Annotated in this window: 17 protein-coding genes, 1 pseudogene and 1 riboswitch; of the genes and pseudogenes, 3 read left to right on the top strand and 15 right to left on the bottom strand. The window is 36.1% G+C overall.

What is annotated here, in order from left to right; translation table 11 throughout:
- Position 1 precedes the first annotated feature (1 nt).
- The 9 genes from purN to pdxR all read right to left on the bottom strand — a co-directional run bounded on the left by purN (position 2) and on the right by pdxR (position 10,156).
- Entirely contained in the window at positions 2–616 is a 615-nt protein-coding gene (purN, locus tag C7954_RS02355; protein ID WP_073157253.1) for a phosphoribosylglycinamide formyltransferase, read from the bottom strand.
- Between the two features lie 13 nt (positions 617–629).
- Complete coding sequence (gene purM / locus C7954_RS02350) at positions 630–1,664, bottom strand: phosphoribosylformylglycinamidine cyclo-ligase (RefSeq protein WP_110300972.1); 1,035 nt, start codon at positions 1,662–1,664, stop codon at positions 630–632.
- A gap of 2 nt (positions 1,665–1,666) precedes the next feature.
- Positions 1,667–3,142 carry an amidophosphoribosyltransferase gene (gene purF / locus C7954_RS02345; RefSeq protein ID WP_073157247.1) on the bottom strand — a complete coding sequence of 492 codons (1,476 nt, stop codon included), beginning with the start codon at positions 3,140–3,142 and terminating at the stop codon, positions 1,667–1,669.
- 25 nt (positions 3,143–3,167) lie between these two features.
- Positions 3,168–3,887, bottom strand: coding sequence for a phosphoribosylaminoimidazolesuccinocarboxamide synthase (purC, locus tag C7954_RS02340; protein ID WP_089719855.1), 720 nt, complete (start codon positions 3,885–3,887; stop codon positions 3,168–3,170).
- 3 nt (positions 3,888–3,890) lie between these two features.
- A complete protein-coding gene (locus C7954_RS02335) occupies positions 3,891–5,303 on the bottom strand; it encodes a lyase family protein (RefSeq protein ID WP_134058595.1) in 1,413 nt (470 codons plus the stop codon).
- Entirely contained in the window at positions 5,293–5,823 is a 531-nt protein-coding gene (purE, locus tag C7954_RS02330) for a 5-(carboxyamino)imidazole ribonucleotide mutase (RefSeq protein WP_073157239.1), read from the bottom strand. Before purE ends, C7954_RS02335 begins: the two co-directional genes overlap by 11 nt.
- Before the next feature lie 14 nt (positions 5,824–5,837).
- Positions 5,838–7,004 carry a 5-(carboxyamino)imidazole ribonucleotide synthase gene (locus tag C7954_RS02325; protein WP_073157235.1) on the bottom strand — a complete coding sequence of 389 codons (1,167 nt, stop codon included), beginning with the start codon at positions 7,002–7,004 and terminating at the stop codon, positions 5,838–5,840.
- A gap of 21 nt (positions 7,005–7,025) precedes the next feature.
- Positions 7,026–8,297, bottom strand: a complete 1,272-nt coding sequence (gene purD / locus C7954_RS02320; RefSeq protein WP_089716352.1) for a phosphoribosylamine--glycine ligase — start codon at positions 8,295–8,297, stop codon at positions 7,026–7,028.
- 270 nt (positions 8,298–8,567) lie between these two features.
- Positions 8,568–8,668, bottom strand: a riboswitch (purine riboswitch).
- A gap of 51 nt (positions 8,669–8,719) precedes the next feature.
- Positions 8,720–10,156 carry a MocR-like pyridoxine biosynthesis transcription factor PdxR gene (pdxR, locus tag C7954_RS02315; RefSeq protein WP_073157229.1) on the bottom strand — a complete coding sequence of 479 codons (1,437 nt, stop codon included), beginning with the start codon at positions 10,154–10,156 and terminating at the stop codon, positions 8,720–8,722.
- A gap of 175 nt (positions 10,157–10,331) precedes the next feature.
- On the opposite strand from pdxR, the gene pdxS reads away from it, so the two are divergent.
- The 3 genes from pdxS to C7954_RS02300 all read left to right on the top strand — a co-directional run bounded on the left by pdxS (position 10,332) and on the right by C7954_RS02300 (position 12,481).
- Positions 10,332–11,210 carry a pyridoxal 5'-phosphate synthase lyase subunit PdxS gene (pdxS, locus tag C7954_RS02310; protein ID WP_073157227.1) on the top strand — a complete coding sequence of 293 codons (879 nt, stop codon included), beginning with the start codon at positions 10,332–10,334 and terminating at the stop codon, positions 11,208–11,210.
- Positions 11,179–11,799, top strand: coding sequence for a pyridoxal 5'-phosphate synthase glutaminase subunit PdxT (pdxT, locus tag C7954_RS02305; RefSeq protein ID WP_223174476.1), 621 nt, complete (start codon positions 11,179–11,181; stop codon positions 11,797–11,799). Before pdxS ends, pdxT begins: the two co-directional genes overlap by 32 nt.
- 217 nt (positions 11,800–12,016) lie before the next feature.
- Positions 12,017–12,481: a PTS sugar transporter subunit IIA gene (locus C7954_RS02300; protein WP_073157222.1), complete on the top strand. Its 465-nt coding sequence runs from the start codon at positions 12,017–12,019 to the stop codon at positions 12,479–12,481.
- 40 nt (positions 12,482–12,521) lie between these two features.
- Here the strand turns inward: C7954_RS02300 and C7954_RS02295 are convergent, their stop codons facing one another.
- The 6 genes and pseudogenes from C7954_RS02295 to C7954_RS02270 form a co-directional block, all read right to left on the bottom strand.
- Positions 12,522–13,367, bottom strand: a complete 846-nt coding sequence (locus tag C7954_RS02295; protein WP_073157220.1) for a carbohydrate ABC transporter permease — start codon at positions 13,365–13,367, stop codon at positions 12,522–12,524.
- Between the two features lie 17 nt (positions 13,368–13,384).
- The gene (locus C7954_RS02290; RefSeq protein ID WP_073157217.1) at positions 13,385–14,272 is read right to left on the bottom strand and encodes a carbohydrate ABC transporter permease; all 888 of its coding nucleotides are present in this window, start codon (positions 14,270–14,272) and stop codon (positions 13,385–13,387) included.
- A 77-nt stretch (positions 14,273–14,349) separates the two neighbouring features.
- Positions 14,350–15,681, bottom strand: coding sequence for an ABC transporter substrate-binding protein (locus C7954_RS02285; RefSeq protein ID WP_073157214.1), 1,332 nt, complete (start codon positions 15,679–15,681; stop codon positions 14,350–14,352).
- A 288-nt stretch (positions 15,682–15,969) separates the two neighbouring features.
- A pseudogene (locus C7954_RS14145) lies at positions 15,970–16,432 on the bottom strand (DUF3841 domain-containing protein).
- Positions 16,423–16,554: a hypothetical protein gene (locus tag C7954_RS13995; RefSeq protein ID WP_256208169.1), complete on the bottom strand. Its 132-nt coding sequence runs from the start codon at positions 16,552–16,554 to the stop codon at positions 16,423–16,425. Before C7954_RS13995 ends, C7954_RS14145 begins: the two are co-directional and overlap by 10 nt.
- On the bottom strand, positions 16,538–17,128 hold the full coding sequence (locus C7954_RS02270) for a DUF3841 domain-containing protein (protein WP_073157205.1): 591 nt from the start codon (positions 17,126–17,128) through the stop codon (positions 16,538–16,540). The genes C7954_RS13995 and C7954_RS02270 overlap by 17 nt, the downstream gene beginning before the upstream one ends.
- Positions 17,129–17,471: the final 343 nt, after the last annotated feature.

Below are 17,471 nucleotides of genomic sequence, written 5' to 3'. Positions count from 1 at the left end.
GTTATTTTTCCTCCTTTATAATTTTAACTTTCCGTCCTTCAATTTTTATTCTTCCCTCTGCAATTAATTTTACTGCTTCAGGATAAATTTTATGTTCTTTTTTTAAAATTCTTGCTGCTAAATCATCTGCATTGTCATCTTCTTTAACCTCTACCACTGCCTGTTTGATAATCGGACCGGTGTCCATTCCCTGATCAACAAAATGCACTGTACAACCGCTGTATTTCACACCATATTTAACAGCCTGTTTTTGAGCATTAAGCCCTTTAAATGCAGGTAAGAGTGAAGGATGAATATTGATAATCTTATTTTTAAAATGTCTTACAAAAAGTGGGGATAAAATCCGCATATACCCGGCCAGAACTACAAGCTCAACTCCGGCGTTTTTTAAAAGTCCGATCAGCTCTTCTTCGTAATCAGCTTTTGTTTCAAAATGAGCAGGGTCAATAAATAAATGCTCAATATTCTCGCTTTCTGCTCGCTTTAAAACACCGGCATCCTGATTATCACTAATTAAAAGTTTTACTTCTGCCGGAATCTTTCCATTTTTGATATTGTCAATAATTGATTGAAAATTTGAGCCTCTGCCTGAGGCAAAAACAGCTATTTTAAGCATTTCTGCACCTTCTTTACTTTAATTCGAGAGAGCTATCTCCAGCTCCTGCTTTTATTTCTCCAATCAAGCAGGCTTCTTCTCCCATCTGCTTTAATTTATCTAAAATTTGATCTTTATCTTTTTTATGTATAACTAAGATCATGCCAATACCCATATTAAAGGTTCTATACATTTCTTTTTCTGCAATTTCTCCTGCTTCCTGGATCAGCTTGAAAATTATCTGGGGCTGCCAGCTTTTCCTTCTTATTTCAGCTTTGAGCCCTGCAGACAGAATTCGAGGTAGATTTTCAATTAAGCCACCTCCTGTAATATGAGCAATTCCTTTAATCTCAAACCCAGCTAAAATCTCTAATACTGTTTTTACATAAATTTTTGTCGGTCTGAGCAGCTCTTCTCCGAGATTTTTTTCAAGCCCCTTTACTTGAGCAGTATAATCATAACCAGCTTTATCAAAAAGTGCGGCTCGAGCCAGTGTAAAACCATTGCTGTGCAGTCCATCTGACTTAAGACCGATAACTAAATCTCCTGCTGTAATCTCTTTACCAGTAATAATCTGATCTTGATCGACAATTCCAACTGCAAAACCTGCCAGATCGTATTCTCCTGACTGATAAAAACCGGCCATCTCGGCAGTTTCTCCGCCAATCAGCGCTGCCCCAGCCTGCTTACAACCAGCTGCAATTCCTTTTACAATCTCAGCTGTTTTTTTAGGCTCCAGTTTCCCTGCCGCCAAATAGTCTAGGAAAAATAAAGGCTGAGCTCCCTGAGCTAAGATATCGTTAACTGACATTGCTACAAGGTCAATACCAATTGTATTATGAATATTCAGTTCAAAAGCCAGTTTAAGTTTAGTACCAACTCCATCTGTTCCGGAAACTAAAACCGGATTCTGATAATTACTTAAATCAGGTTTGAAAAGCCCACCAAAACCTCCAAGACCCGTCATTACTTCCGGACCAAAGGTTGACTTAACATCTTCTTTAATTAACTCAACTGCCTGATTGCCGGCATCAATATCGACTCCAGCTTTTTTGTAATCTAAACCCATAGCTAATCCTCCTCACTTAAGTAGCGATTATCTATCGGATAATCTCCATCAAAACAGGCAGTACAAAAACCGAGCTCAACCTCAGTTTTGATTGATTTGAGCATTCCTGTCTGACTCAAGTAATGAAGACTGTCAGCACCAATGCTCTCACTTATTTCTTCTACCGAATTACTGCTGGCAATTAACTCCTGCCGACGTGAGGTGTCAAGCCCAAAATAACAGGGATGTTCTACAGGCGGTGAAGAAATTGCCATATGAACTTCTTTGGCTCCTGCCTCTTTAATCCTACCTATAATCTGTTTACTTGTCGTACCTCGAACAATTGAATCATCAATTAAAATAACTTTTTTATTTTCAATAATTTCTTTGATCGGTGAGAGCTTGAGCCTGACTTTTAAATCTCTGATCTCCTGAGTCGGCTGAATAAAAGTCCTGCCCATATAGCGGTTCCTTAAAATCCCCTGAGCATAAGGAATACCCGATTCCTCAGCAAAACCTAAAGCTGCAGCAATACCGGAATCTGGTACTGGAACTACAATATCTGCCTCAATATCTATCTCGCGAGCCAGCTGTTTACCCATTTTTTTTCTGGCCAGCAGTACATTTTGTCCAGCAATGTTGCTGTCTGGACGGGCAAAATAAATATATTCAAAAACACAGAGGCTGGTACCATTTTCTCCTGTATAGCGCCTACTTTTAATTCCATCCTCATCAATCACTACTACTTCACCTGGGTCCACATCTCTTACAAACTCTGCCCCAATAATATCAAAGGCACAGCTTTCTGAAGCCACAATATAACTGTTACCTAATTTCCCAATTGAAAGTGGTCTAAATCCACGTGGATCACGGATTGCCACCAGCTGATCTTTGGTCATTGCCACCAATGAAAAACCACCTTTTAGCTGGTGTAAACTCTGAACTAAAGCCTCAACAATATTATCTTCAAAGGAACGGGCCACCAAATGTGCAATTACTTCCGTATCTAAGTTAGAATGAAAAATTGATCCATTCTGCTCTAAATTATTTCTTAACTCAGCTCCATTGGCCAGATTACCATTATGAGCTAAAGCCAGATCACCTTTAATACTATTAATCAAAATTGGCTGAGCATTGGCAAGTTTACTGGAGCCGCTTGTAGAATAGCGAACATGACCAATTGCCATCTCACCTTTTAGATTTTTAATATCTTCTTTTTCAAAAACACTTTCTACCAAACCCATTCCTTTATGCAGATTAAAATTCTCCTGATAGTTGGCACAAATACCGGCACTTTCCTGCCCCCGGTGCTGTAAGGCAATTAAACCAAGATAGGTCAATTCGGCTGCACTGCTTTCAGCATCAGCATTAAAAATACCAAAAACTCCACACTCTTCGCTCATTTTATCTTCATTCAGCTCAGCCTGAGTTAATTCTACCTCATTTGAACTCTGCTGAACTGTATTTCCTTTTTTAGAGAAATTACAACTTCCTCTCATCAATTTTCCTCCCTTAATCTTAAACTTATTTCCAGTCCTTGCCGGTAATCCGTTTATACATTTCATGATAAGCCTCTTCCACATTACCGAGATTCCGACGAAAACGATCTTTATCCAGCTTTTCTTTAGTCTCACTGTCCCAGAAACGGCAGGTATCAGGAGTAATCTCATCAGCCAAAATTATTTCTCCCGCTGCTGTTTTACCAAATTCAAGCTTAAAGTCAACCAGATCTACATTTCTCTTTTTCAAAAATTTAACTAATATATCATTTATCTTGTGTCCCAGAGCAATTAATTTTTCCAGTTCTTCTCGTCCTGCCAGTCCTAAAAGTTCAATATGAGAAACATTGATTAAAGGATCTCCCAAATCATCATCTTTATAGTAAAATTCGATTACCGGCTGCTGAAGCGGCTCCCCTTCTTCCATCCCAATTCTTTTAGCCAGACTTCCGGCTGCGACATTTCGCATTACAACTTCCAGAGGTATTATATCAACTTTTTTAACCAAAGAGTCACGCTCATTTAGTTCTTCAATTAAATGAGTTTTGATTCCCTTTTCTTCTAAGAGCTTAAAAAAGAAGTTGCTGATCTTATTATTAATCTTTCCCTTTTCTGCGATCTGACCCTTTTTCTGACCGTCAAAAGCAGTTGCATCATCTTTAAAGTGGACAATAACCTGATCATCCTGATCGGTGCTGAAAATCTGCTTAGCCTTGCCCTCATAAATCATTTTCTTTTTTTTCATCTTTTATAAAACCTCCGTTTTGAGATCATAGTCAAATTTATGCTGCCAGTTCTTAACGATTTTTTCTGTTTTCTCAGCTGCTATACCTGTATATTTTTCCGGTTTCAAAATTAATTCTTTCTGCCTTTTAGTAAATTTATCCCAATAACCCTGCAGTTCCTGACTCTGTTCAACCAGTTCTCTTAAAGAAAAATCAGTCTCCTGGGCCATTAAGGTCAACTTTCGTACAGCCTCATGTGCATCAGGATGACCGGCTGCAGCTAGTAAAATATATAACGGTTCTGCAACAATCATTTTCTTATTCTGTTCAAAATTCTTTTTTATATTTTCCTGGTCAACCGCCATCTTGGAGCTGACTCTGGTTAAACGAGCTGCTGCTGAAAGCAGAGCTGTAATTAATTCGGGAATAAAGCGGGATGAAGCCGAGTTGGTCAGATCACGCTGATGTTCAGATAACTGGTCCATATAAACTGTAGTCATCTGAGGCATAAAAGCCTTCCAGAGGCTCTTTACATTTTCATAGTTAATCGGATTTCTTTTGTGGGGCATGGTTGAAGAACCAACCTGATCTTTGCCGAAGTGCTCACCAATTTCTGCAATTTCGGAACGCTGCAGGTGGCGCATATCATCAGCAAAGGCTGCCAGTACACTAAAAGTTGAAACAAGTGCATGAATAAAATCTGTAATCGGCTCAGCCTGGACTATCTGAGTTGAATGCTCACCCGGTTTTAAACCGAGTTCAGCTAAAACTTCTTTTTCAAACTCTTCTGGATCTTCAAAAAAGATACTGCTGGCATTATAGGCACCAACCGCACCAGAAAATTTGCCGACAAGTTTGTCTGCTTTAGCTTCGATTTCTTCTATTCTTTCTCCCAGACGGGCTACATATTCAGCTATTGTAAAACCAAAGGTCACCGGTACTGCGTGCTGACCGTGGGTTCTTCCGATTTGAACTCTATCCTTTTCACGCAGAGCAATCTCTGCCCAACTTTTATGTAATTCTTTTAATTTGGGTAAGATTAATTCCTGTGCTGCCTTCTGATAGCGGAGTGAGTTGGCTGTATCTACAATATCATAAGAAGTAGCTGTAAAGTGAATATAGGGACGGATGTCTTTACTTACTTTTTTCTGGATACAGTTAACTAAAGCACGAATATTATGTTTAGTTTTAGCTTCTTCTGCGTAAATCTCTTCCGTAGTTAATTCATTAATCGCCTTTTCGACTTCAGCTGGAGCCTGCTCTGGGGCCATACCTTTTCTGGCTAGAACCTTAACCAAAGCCAACTCAACCTCCGCCTGAAACTCAATAGTCGCATTTTCCGAAAGGTATTTCCCAATCTGATCAAAATTCTTTTTCCTCCTTGAATATCGGTGATCAAGGGGACTTATATTGGCAAAAATATCTCTAGTCTGCAAATTTTTCGCTCCTCTCAAGGTATTCTTGATATCCCATATCCTTTAATTCAGCTGCTGTTTTTAAAACTTTAGCTTTCATTTCCTGACGGTATTTTTTCTGCTTTTTGTTTAATTCTTCATCACTGCGGGCTAAAATCTGTACTGCCAGTAAGGCGGCATTTTTGGCTCCGTTGATTGCAACTGTAGCCACTGGAACTCCTGGCGGCATCTGCACTATTGAATAAAGTGAGTCAAGTCCACTTAATTTTGATGTTTTAACAGGAACTCCTATTACCGGAACTGTTGTCAAAGCAGCTACCATTCCCGGTAGGTGAGCTGCACCTCCAGCTCCAGCTATAATTACATCCAGCCCTTTTTTTTCTGCTGTCTCTGCATAGTTGTACAATCTATCCGGTGTTCGGTGAGCTGAAACAACTGTCAGCTCATATTTTACCTCAAATTGATCTAAAATTTCTGCTGTTTCTTTCATTACCGGCAGATCAGAATCACTGCCCATAACAACTCCTACTCTAGGCTTCATAAAATTTTACCTCCCTAATTTTTTTCACCTTTAATTTCAATAAACTGGCTGGCTTCTAAAGCACGCTCAGAAGCTTGATCTAAACTATCTGCTGTCACAGTCAGATGGCCCATTTTGCGGCCGGATCTGGAAATAGTCTTCTGATAAATGTGGACCTTAACTCCTTTTACTGCCAGAGCTGGCTCCAGTCCAATCACCTCAGCTTTGCCTTCTTCTCCACTGCCTATGATATTTCTCATTACAGTTGGTCTCAGCAGAGCAGTATCCCCCAAAGGCAGCCCCGTAATTGCTCTAATGTGCTGTTCAAACTGAGAAGTCACACAGCCTTCAATCGTATAATGGCCTGAATTGTGAGGCCGGGGAGCAATTTCGTTAACTAAAAGCTCACCATCTTCTGTAACAAACATTTCGACACAGAAAATTCCTATTCCATCAAAAACTTTAAGTACTTCTCTGGCAAAATCTTCGGCCTTTTCTTCCAGCTCAGCTGAAATTTCTGCCGGCACTTTTGTTTCATATAAAATATTTTCTCTATGATTATTTTCTCCAATTGGATAGACCTTCATCCCACCACTTAAACCGCGGGCAGCAATTATAGAAATTTCTTTTTTAAAAGGAATATATTTTTCTACCATCAGTTGAATTTTTCCTACTCCCAGTTCCCGAAAGGCTTCTTCTACTTTATCCTGACTGTCAATTAAAGCATTACCTTTACCATCATAACCACCTGTACAGCTTTTTAACATCAGTGGATAGCCCAGTTCTTGAGCAGCTTCTTTAATATCATCAGGGCTGCTGACTTTTTTAAATTCCGGCACAGCTATCTTATCTTGTTTTAATACATTTTTTTGATGATATTTATTCTGAATAATTTCTAAACTGCGGGCTGTTGGATAAATCTTATATTCTTCACTTTCTAATTCTTTTAAAACTTCAACTCCTATATGTTCAAATTCATAAGTTATTAGATCTGATTTCTCTGCAAGTTTTCTAATTGCTGCTTTGTCGTCAAAATCAGCAATCAGATGCTGATCAGCAATGCTGTGAGCTGGACATTTTTTTGTTGGATCTAAAATTGTAACATAAAAGCCCATTTTCTTTGCCTCTAAAATCATCATCTTACCAAGCTGACCACCACCGATAATTCCAATTTTCTGTCTGGTTTTATCTTTAAATTTCAAATTATAACCTCCAGCTTAAATTTATTTCACTAATGCTTTCTGGCCAATATCATTTCTAATATGAAAATCTTCAAAGTAAATTTTTTCTACTCCTTTATAAGCCTTATCAATCACTTCCTGAAAACTATCTCCTAAGGCTGTAACTGCTAAAACTCTACCTCCAGCTGTCAGTAATTTTCCATCTTTAAGTTCTGTTCCCGCCTGAAATACAATTATATCTTCAGCTGATTCAGCATCTTCGATTCCATAAATTTCCTTACCTTTTTCATATTTTACCGGATAGCCACCAGATGCCATTACCACACAGAGAGCTTTTTGATCTTTCCATTTTATTTCAAGCTGATCTAAATCACCTGTAATTACTGCTTCCATAATATCTACTAGATCTGTTTCTAAGAGCGGAAGTATCACCTGAGCTTCTGGATCACCAAAACGAACATTATATTCTAAAACCTTAACTTTTCCAGCATTAATCATCAAACCAAAATATATTATTCCTTTAAAATTAAGTCCTTCACTCTGCAGAGCTTTTTTAGTTGGCTTCATAATTTCCACTCTGAAAGCTTCCATAATTTGATCAGATACAACTGGAGCAGGTGCATAAGCACCCATACCGCCAGTGTTAGGACCTTCACCACCATCATAAGCAGGTTTGTGATCCTGGGAAGCAATCATCGGTACTATAGTCTTACCATCACAAAAAGCAAGAATTGTTGCTTCCTCTCCTTCTAAAAATTCTTCAATCACAACTTTTTCTCCTGCTTGACCAAATTTTTCATCTTTCATTATTGTTTCAACTGCTGCTTTCGCTTCCATTTTTGTCTGGGCTACAATAACTCCTTTACCTGCTGCCAGGCCTGAAGCTTTAACCACAATGGGAGCCCCTTTTTCTTCAATATATTCTAATGCTTTTTCTGCTTCTGTAAAGCTGCAGTAGGCTGCAGTTGGAATCTGATACTTCTGCATTAACTTTTTAGAAAAGGCCTTTGAACTTTCAAGCTGAGCCGCATTCTGATTTGGACCAAAAACTTTAAGTCCATGTTTTTCAAAAAGATCAACTATTCCTGCTGCCAGAGGGGCCTCTGGTCCAACTACTGTGATATCAATTTTCTCTTTTAGAGCAAACTCTAAAAGTGCTTGCTGATTGCTTTCATCAAAGTCAAGATTTTCGCCAAATTTAGCCGTCCCTGGATTACCTGCTGCTATATATAACTCTTCTACTCTGCTGCTTTGTGCTAACTTCCAGGCGAGCGCGTTTTCTCTTCCACCACTACCGATGAGAAGAATGTTCATTCTATCCACTCCATTTCCTTTTTTGTGAATTAATTTACTATAACCAGGTACAAATCGGTCGATTTGTACCTGGTACAAAAACATTATAAAAATAGAATAGCCCAGGTAGGAAGATTCTACCTATTATGAGTAGAACCTCCCCGCCTGGGCTTTTATCCCTTCGGTGTAATATATAATATTCATATCTGTACCGCTCGGACCAGCCAGCAATATAAGATCTAATCTGCTTTAAAATAATCTAAACAAAATAATCCTATAAGTGCTGCGGAAACCTAGGTACACTTCCCTCATAGTCGAACAGTTTACGGTGTCCGGTAGAGACTTGTGGGCCATATTCCCACTATTATATGAGGTACAATTTAATTTTTAGTTTTACAACATAATATTAACAGATGCAATTTTTAAAGTCAAGCAGAATTTATTTAAAGTAGAGGACTATAATCATCATTTTTGGCTGTTCCTCTAAATTCATTATAAATATCTCTTAAAAGTGTAATACCTCTCACTATTTGCTTGTCATCTACAGCGGCGAAACTGAGTCGGAAATAATTAGAATATCGATTATTGTTACTAAACAGATACCCAGGAGAAAAAACCAAACCTTTTTGAGCAACTTTTTCATATAATTTTTGAGCATCTTGTTTTTCAGGCAATTTTAACCAAAAATAGAGTCCGCCTGTTATTTCAAAAGTTATTTTTATCTCATTTGGCAAATTATTGATTATTTGATTTTTCATCAGTTTATATCGCTTTTTAAACAAATTTCTTTGTAAGCTAATATGTTTATCTAATAATCCTTCTCTGATGTAATAGTCAAAAGCTCTCTGAGTCAGACCCCCACTGGAAATATCAGTAGCATATTTAGCTTCTAACATCTCTGGCAAAAGTGTTTCCGGTAAAACAATAAAAGCAAGCCTCAAGCCGGGCATAAATACTTTTGAAAAGCTTTTAATATAGATTACCCTCCCCTGATCATCCAATTCCTTTAAATTATTTACCCTATTTTGATTATAATATAGATCAGATAAAATATCGTCTTCTATAATATAAAAATCATATTTTCTTGCCAGCTCAAGCAGCTGAAGTTGTTTTTCTTGACTCCAATTAACACCAGTTGGGTTTTGGAAATTCTGCATAGTAAAGAAAAACTTTATCTTATTTTTCTTAAGATAAGACTCCATTTCTTCTAAATCTGCCCCATCCTCTTCCATTTTAACACATTTTATATCTGCTTTTCGAGATTTAAAAGCCTGTAGAGCTCCAAAATAGGTAGGATCTTCAACTATAATCTGATCTTTATAATCTAAAAATATTTTACTTATAATATCTATTGCCTGTTGAGCTCCAGATACAACCTGAATTTGATTTAAAGAAGAATCAATTCCTCTTTTTGTTAAATATTTTCTGATAGATTTCCTTAAAGGCAAAAAACCCTGACTTTTTTGATAACTAAAAGCTTCACCCTGATCCCGCTCTAAAACTTGATTGATTGCATATTTAAAATCTTCTACCGGAAATAAATCTGTACTAGGAGCAGCACTAGCAAAATTAATACTTTCTGACAGCTTAATCTGCCCATGTTTTAACATATCTTCTCCATTTTCAGATTTGATTATTTTTCTGTCTGGTGCTACAAAACTTCCGCTACCTACTTTTTTATAAATTAATTCTTCATCAGCAAGCATATCGTATGCTTTAACAACTGTAGCGGGATTAACTCCTACATCGTCTGCCAATTTTCTGATTGGAGGCAGTTTAGTATCAGATTCGAGCTCACTTTTTATTTTCTTTTTTAATTCTTTATAAAGCTGCAGATAAAGAGCAGAATTACTCTCTTCTTTTAATTTTATTTTTAACATAATTTCACCTCTTTTATTGTATTAGTACAAAATCATTTAAAAATTATTGTATTATATATTTGACTTTTTGTATCGCTTTATCGTATAATTGTATTGTTAATTAAACAAAAACAAGCTTATTTATCATTATTGTATCACTACAATCTAAATTAATCAATTAGGAGGAACAAAATTTATGTCAGAAAAATATCGTTTAAACAAAAATTTAGCTCAAATGTTAAAAGGTGGAGTCATTATGGATGTAACTACTGCTGAAGAAGCAAAAATTGCTGAAGAAGCTGGTGCAGTAGCTGTTATGGCTTTAGAAAAAGTTCCAGCTGATATTAGAAAAGATGGCGGAATTGCTAGAATGTCAGACCCAAAAATGATCAAAAAAATTGTAGCCACTGTTTCTATACCAGTAATGGCAAAGGTTAGGATTGGTCATTTTGTGGAAGCTCAAATTTTAGAGTCTTTAAAAATAGACTATATTGATGAAAGTGAAGTTTTAACTCCTGCTGATGAGGCCTTTCATATTGATAAAAGAAAATTTGAGATTCCTTTTGTCTGTGGAGCTACGAATCTAGGTGAGGCATTAAGAAGAATTGGAGAAGGTGCGGCTATGATTAGAACTAAGGGAGAAGCTGGAACTGGAAACGTGGTAGAGGCTGTTCGTCATATGAGAAAAATCAATTCTCAAATCAATAATTTAACAACTTTAGGTAGTGAAGAATTAATGACTGCAGCCAAAGAGATGCAGGCTCCCTTTGAACTTGTGGAGTACATAGCAGAACACGGTAAACTTCCAGTAGTTAATTTTGCAGCTGGAGGAATTGCTACTCCTGCTGATGCGGCTTTAATGATGCAGCTTGGTTGTGATGGAGTTTTTGTAGGTTCAGGAATTTTCCGTTCCGGTAATCCAGCTAAAAGAGCAGCAGCAATTGTTAGAGCAACAACCCACTATCAGGATCCACAGATTATTGCAGAAGTATCCGAAGACCTCGGTAAAGCAATGTCTGGCATTGATATTAATGGGCTTACAGATGCTGAAAAAATGGCTGATCGGGGCTGGTAAAATGAAGGTTAAAGTGGGGGTGCTTGCCCTCCAGGGAGGAGTAACTGAACATTTAAATCATTTAAACCAGATTGAAAATGTTCAAGTTGCACCTGTTAAAAAGCCTGAACAATTAAATGACTGTAACGGCTTAATTATACCTGGCGGTGAGAGCACAACAATGAGAAAATTAATTAAACATTATAATTTTACAGAAGCAATTAAGGCTTTTGATCAACAGCAAAAAGTTATCTGGGGAAGCTGTGCAGGTTTAATTTTGCTGGCAGCTGAAATTGAAGGAGAAAATAACGAGCAGCTGGCACTTTTAAATATTAAAGTTAAAAGAAATGCCTTTGGCAGTCAGTTAGATAGTTTCATTGATAAAGCTGTAATTCCAAAAGTTTCTGATTCAGTCCAGGAACTTGTCTTTATCAGAGCACCCTTAATTACAGAAGTTGGCCAAGATATTGATATACTATACCAAAAAGAAGGCCAAATTGCTGCTGTAGAAAACAAAAATATAATTGCCACTGCTTTTCATCCGGAACTAACTAAAAGTACTATTTTTCATCAATATTTTGTTGAAAAAGTTAAAAGCCTTAGCAATTAATTTGTATTTTTAAATACAGCTAAATAATGACATAATCCCCTTATGGTTAACAGATTAAATAATACAGTCTGTTCTACCAGAAAGGGGATTTTATCTCGAATAATACTAATTCTATGAAAAATAAAATAAAGCAAAAATTAAATAATACTTGTTTTCACATAAATTGACTTAAGTAGATAATTTATTATATAATTCTATACAGGAATGGAGGTAAAATATGCAAATAACTAAAATGATATCAAAAAACTTAATTAATCTTAAGCTGAATACCGACGATAAAGAAGATGCTTTAATAGAAATGGTCAATTTGTTAAAAAAAGAAGATAAAATTGAGTCAGAAGATAAATTTTTGGCAAAAATTATTGAACGAGAAAGAGAAGGAAGCACCGGTTTTGGCAGGGGAATTGCTGTTCCTCACGGTAAAAGTGAAACAGTTAACGAATTATCTTTAAGTATTGGTAGATCAAAAAAGGGTATCGAATATCACAGTCTGGATGGTAGGAAAGTTAATTTAGTATTTATGGTAGCTGATTATCCAGATTATTCACCTGAATACTTAAAATTAGTCTCGACTCTGGTAAGTTGGTTGAGAGAAGATAATTTTAGAAAAGAGTTACTCAATGCGGATGGAAAAACAGAATTTATAGAACTTTTTAGAGAAAAAGAAAGATCTACTAAATAACAGCAGATCTTTCATCAAAATTTAAACATAAAAATAATATCTATTCTTTTATACCCTGAGTAGCAATTCCTTTTACGAAAAACTTTTGGGCCAGTAAAAATACAATTAGAGTTGGAATTACCACCATAATAGTTCCTGCCATAATAATTCCCCAGTCCCGTTCTGAAGAACTGGCAAAAAGCATTTTTACTCCCTGCTGAGCTAGCTTTTTTTGATCATCATTAATAATGATCAACGGCCAGAGATAAGCATTCCACATCACTAAAAAGTTAACTACAGCCAATCCAGCAAGATTAGCTCCCGACAAGGGTAAGAGAATCTGGAATAAAAACCGAAAAGGTCCACAGCCATCTATTTGAGCAGATTCCATAATAGACTTAGGAATAGTCAAAAAATGCTGCCTCATCAAAAAAGTTGTAGTGGCACTTGCCAGAAACGGTAAAACCAGACCTGAAAAAGAATTTCCCAGTCCCAATCTGCTTATAAACTCAAACAGAGGAACTACCCGCACCTGCATCGGCAGCATTAAAGTGAATAAGACTGCAAAAAACAAAAACTTTTTGTATTTGAACTCAAAATGCGAAAATGCATAACCACTCAAAACTCCCAGCCCTAATTTCCCTAACATCACCACAGAAGAAGCCAGAATACTGTTAACTAAAATTTTATCAAGGCTGACTAAATTCCAGGCCTTAATATAATTATCAAAGTATAATCTGTCAGGTAAAAATGATGGTGGATAAGAAAATATCTGGGCTCTGGGCTGCATACTGACACTGATGCCGAAAATAATCGGCATTAAGACAATGAAAGAAATGATTATCAAGACCAGATGTAGTGCTATTTTTTTATAAATACTATAGGGACCTCTATTTAAATCAAACATATTTAATCACCTTTCTCTTATTGATAATGTACATTATTTGCGCCATATTTAAAATGGAAAATAGTCACTATAATTACCAGAGCTAATAAGATTACAGATTGAGCTGCTGCAATTCCCGGCCTGAAATTAATAAACATTTCCCGATATAATTTATAGATTACAATATTTGTAGAATCAGCGGGACCACCCTGAGTCATAATATCTACAATCCCAAAGCTTTCAAATACACTGAAAATAATATTCATGATAATTAAATAAAAAGTTGTGGGAGATAATAAGGGAATTGTAATATCTTTAAATATAGTTATAGCTCCTGCCCCATCAATCTTTGCAGACTCATAAACACTATCTGGGATTGCCTGCAGGCCTGCCAGAAAAAATATTATATTAAAGCCCATATTCTTCCAGACAGTTGCTATAATAATAGCCAGAAATGCAAAAAAACTATTCGTTAACCAGTTTACCTGAATATTAAAAGCAAGATCTAATAAATAATTAACCTGGCCTGCTACCGGATTCAGCAAAAAAACCCAGAGGGAACCGGCTACAGTAGGCGAAATAGCATAAGGAATGAAAAATATAACTCTGTAAAATTTTATTCCTTTTAGATTCTGGTTCAAAATAACTGCTAGCAGCAGAGAAAATACCAGCCCAATAGTAATGGTGAAGATAATAAATAATGTAGATCTCAATAAGCTGTTGAGATAAGCTGGATCCTGAAATAAATTTATATAATTCTGGATTCCTACAAAAATTCTTTTGCGTCCAAATGGCGCCTGTTTAAATAAGCTTAAAAACACTGAATTAATACTGGGCCAGTATAAAAACAATAACAAAACAATAAATGTGGGGGAAAGAAGTAAATATGGAACAAGTGAATGGGATCGATAATTTAATTTTTGCAAAAAATACACCTCCAATAATAATATCCCTTCCTGATTTTCAGGAAGGGACAGCTGTCAACAATAAACTATATGAATTCTTATTCGTTAAGTTGATTATATTCTTTAAGTGATTTATTTACTCTCTCTGCTGCCTCATCCATTGCCGCTTGAGGAGTCATATTTCCTTCTAATGTTTTTTCAACTGATTCTTCCACAATTTGTCTAACTTCAGGGAAAGTGCCGATTAGTGCTCCCTGAGTCGAAACTGCCTTTTTACTCAGTAGTAACTGTAAAAATGCTGTTAGATAATTTGGATTTTCAGCAAAAAACTTATTATTCATTTCTCTTTCAACTGCCGCTTTGGTTACCGGGAAGTAGCCTGTATTTTCAAACCAGTAAACCTGCTGTTCTTCTTCCGAAAGCCACTTTAAGAATTCCCAGGTAGCTTTCAATTCCTCTTCTGGATGGTCAGCAATTGTCCAGAGACTTGCACCACCAATAATTACTCCCCCGCGATTAGCAGCTGCTGGTCTTGGTAAAAATCCGGTTCCCAATTCAAAACCTGCTGCCTCAGCATTTTCTGTAAACCCTGCCACTGAAGAGGTAGATTCTATTAACATTGCTGCTCTTCCGGAAGAAAATGCCTGATTTGCTCCATCCCAGCCTCGTCCTGGATTAAGCATAATTCCTTCATCAACCATTTCTTTCCACAGTTTAACAAAACGAACTGCTGCCTCTTCGTTTAGATTAGACGCTGTTGCTCTAGCACTACGTCCATTATCATTGTTAACCAGAGTTGCATCCTGGTTTGCAACCATCTGTTCTACAAACCAGCCAACAATTCCCAGTGTAAATCCATAGCGCTCAACTGTGCCATCGTCATTTTTAATTGTTAATTTTCGTGCATACTCTTTTAGTTCTGCAAAAGTCTGAGGGGGTCTATTAGGATCTAAACCCGCTTCTTCAAAAGCATCTCTATCATAATATAAAATTGGTGTAGATGAGTTAAAAGGCATAGAATTCAATTTGCCGTCCATTGTGTAGTAATTTGAAACCGGAACTAAAAATTTGTCCCAGTCAAAACTATTATCGCCCGCTACCTCTTTGCCCAGATCCTCTATCGGCATAATTATGCCGCTGTCCAGCATCATCTGAGTTCCAATTTCGTAAATCTGAATAATATGTGGTGCAGTTCCGGTTTGAACTGCTGACTGAGTTTTAGTCAAAGTATCATTATAAGAACCTGTATACTGAGCCTTAACCTCAACTTGATCCTGACTACTATTAAACTCTTCGACTAACGTGTTTACTACTTCGAGATTATGTCCTCCCATTGCATGCCAGAAATCAATTGTAACTTCTTCTGCCGCTGCCGAAAAACTCACTATAAAACAGAGACTTACCAGAACTAACAAAACAGTTTTTTTCATAAATTTTTTTCACTCCCTTTTAATTTGGTGAAAATAGAAATCCACTAAAATGTTTTTCTCTAACAATAATATTAACACTGAAAAGTTAAATCTAAATTTCCAAAAGGTTAATTCTAGGTAAATAAAAAAAGAGATCTACTGTATAGGAACAGCAAATCTCTTACTTATGATATTTAATTATATCTAATTTTACTAGCATTGCATAAAAATATTTAAGCATTGTCAAATTTAGTTTGTTAATAAAGTATACTATCTATAGAATATTCAGTCATCTCATTGTCTTTATTGTCATTTTTTCCTACTATATTCCTTATTCTCAATAATCTCTTCCACCCATTCAGATCGAAGTTCCCAAAGTGCTGCCCCTTTTTTCTCAGAATTAAAGCCATCATTTTTACCTTCAAAAAGTTTCTCCCAGCTCTCTTTAATTTTCTTTTTTAACCGGATAGTGAGGGGAAAGAATAATCTCTGAATCATCAGTAATTCCATACTTTTTTAAAGTTTTTTTATGTTTTTTTAAGTCTTCTTGATCATCAGCAATATAACTAAGATTTAAAATTTGATTCCACTTCTTTTTATCAAAAAATATAACTTTATCTTTAGGCACTTTTAATCGGATTAAAAATCCACCGCCACCACTTAGAGCAGTCTTAGGATCAGCTGCAGCCCAAAATGGATATTCAGCATCATTAGGTTTTTGAACTATTTTTTTAGCTTCTTTGACAAAGAAATCATATGCTTTTAAAAATATTTTAGCTTCTGAACCATATTTTTGCTCAATATATCTTTTTTTGCTGTCAGCCGCTGCTGATCAAAAAGAAGCTCCTTTACTTTTTTGCTCTGCTGTGTCCAAAGCTCAATCTTTGTACTCATAATCAACCACCCACTCCTCTCTTAGCTCCCAACTGATTGCAACTTTCTGATCTGAAAGCTCTATTTCTGAGTCAAATAGTCTTTTCCAGCTTGAAGTCATTTCTTTTTTTAACCGCGGATAAAAATTCTCTAGATAGATCTCTGATTCAACATTAATATTATACTTTTTTAGTTTTTCTTTAAATCTTTTTCTGTCATTCCTATCTTTTGGTAAATAGAGATAATTAACAATATAATCCCACTTCATCATATCAAAAATCATTATTTGATCCCTTGGAATCTCAAGTTCAAAAAAGACCATTCCTTCAGCTGCAGGAAGTTTTAGTTCCTCTTCTATGCTTAGCCAGATAGGATATTTAACTTCTGCTGAAATCTCCATTCTTTTAGCCGACTCATGGCGCAGCCATTTATATACATCAAAATAAATATCAGCACAATTTTCAAGTTTTTTTCTGATATATCTTTCTTTTACCTTATAAATCCTTTCTTCTTTAAGCACTTTCAGCACATTCTTATGCTGTCTGGTCCAAACTTTAACTTTAGCGTCATCAGTTTCATTTTGAATTTTAGCCATTCCTTGACCCTCCTCGGGGCAAAACTCCGAGGTTTGCGAGCAGACTTTCACTCTATTACCCCGAGTCTATTTACTAAGAATCCTAATTATAGAGTACCCTTTGATCTCCATTCTTTTTAATAAACTCAAACTTCGCACTTGTAAAAGTGCTTTTGCACCTTGAAATTTCAATATTATTTAGCAAAAAAATAGCATGAAACCCCCGTTTCTAGTATAATTGAATAGCAAAAAACAAAAAACCATAACGAAGGTTCATGCTATGAAAATTATACCACAAATTTACCAGAATGATAAGAAGATTTTTTCTACTGTTTCAACTTTTTTTAAAAAATATCGAATAGCT

The organism is Halanaerobium congolense (assembly GCF_004366375.1).
Classification (GTDB): domain Bacteria; phylum Bacillota; class Halanaerobiia; order Halanaerobiales; family Halanaerobiaceae; genus Halanaerobium; species Halanaerobium congolense.
The sequence above is the reverse complement of the archived record's forward strand: the minus strand, read 5'-3'. Positions and strand labels throughout refer to the sequence as shown.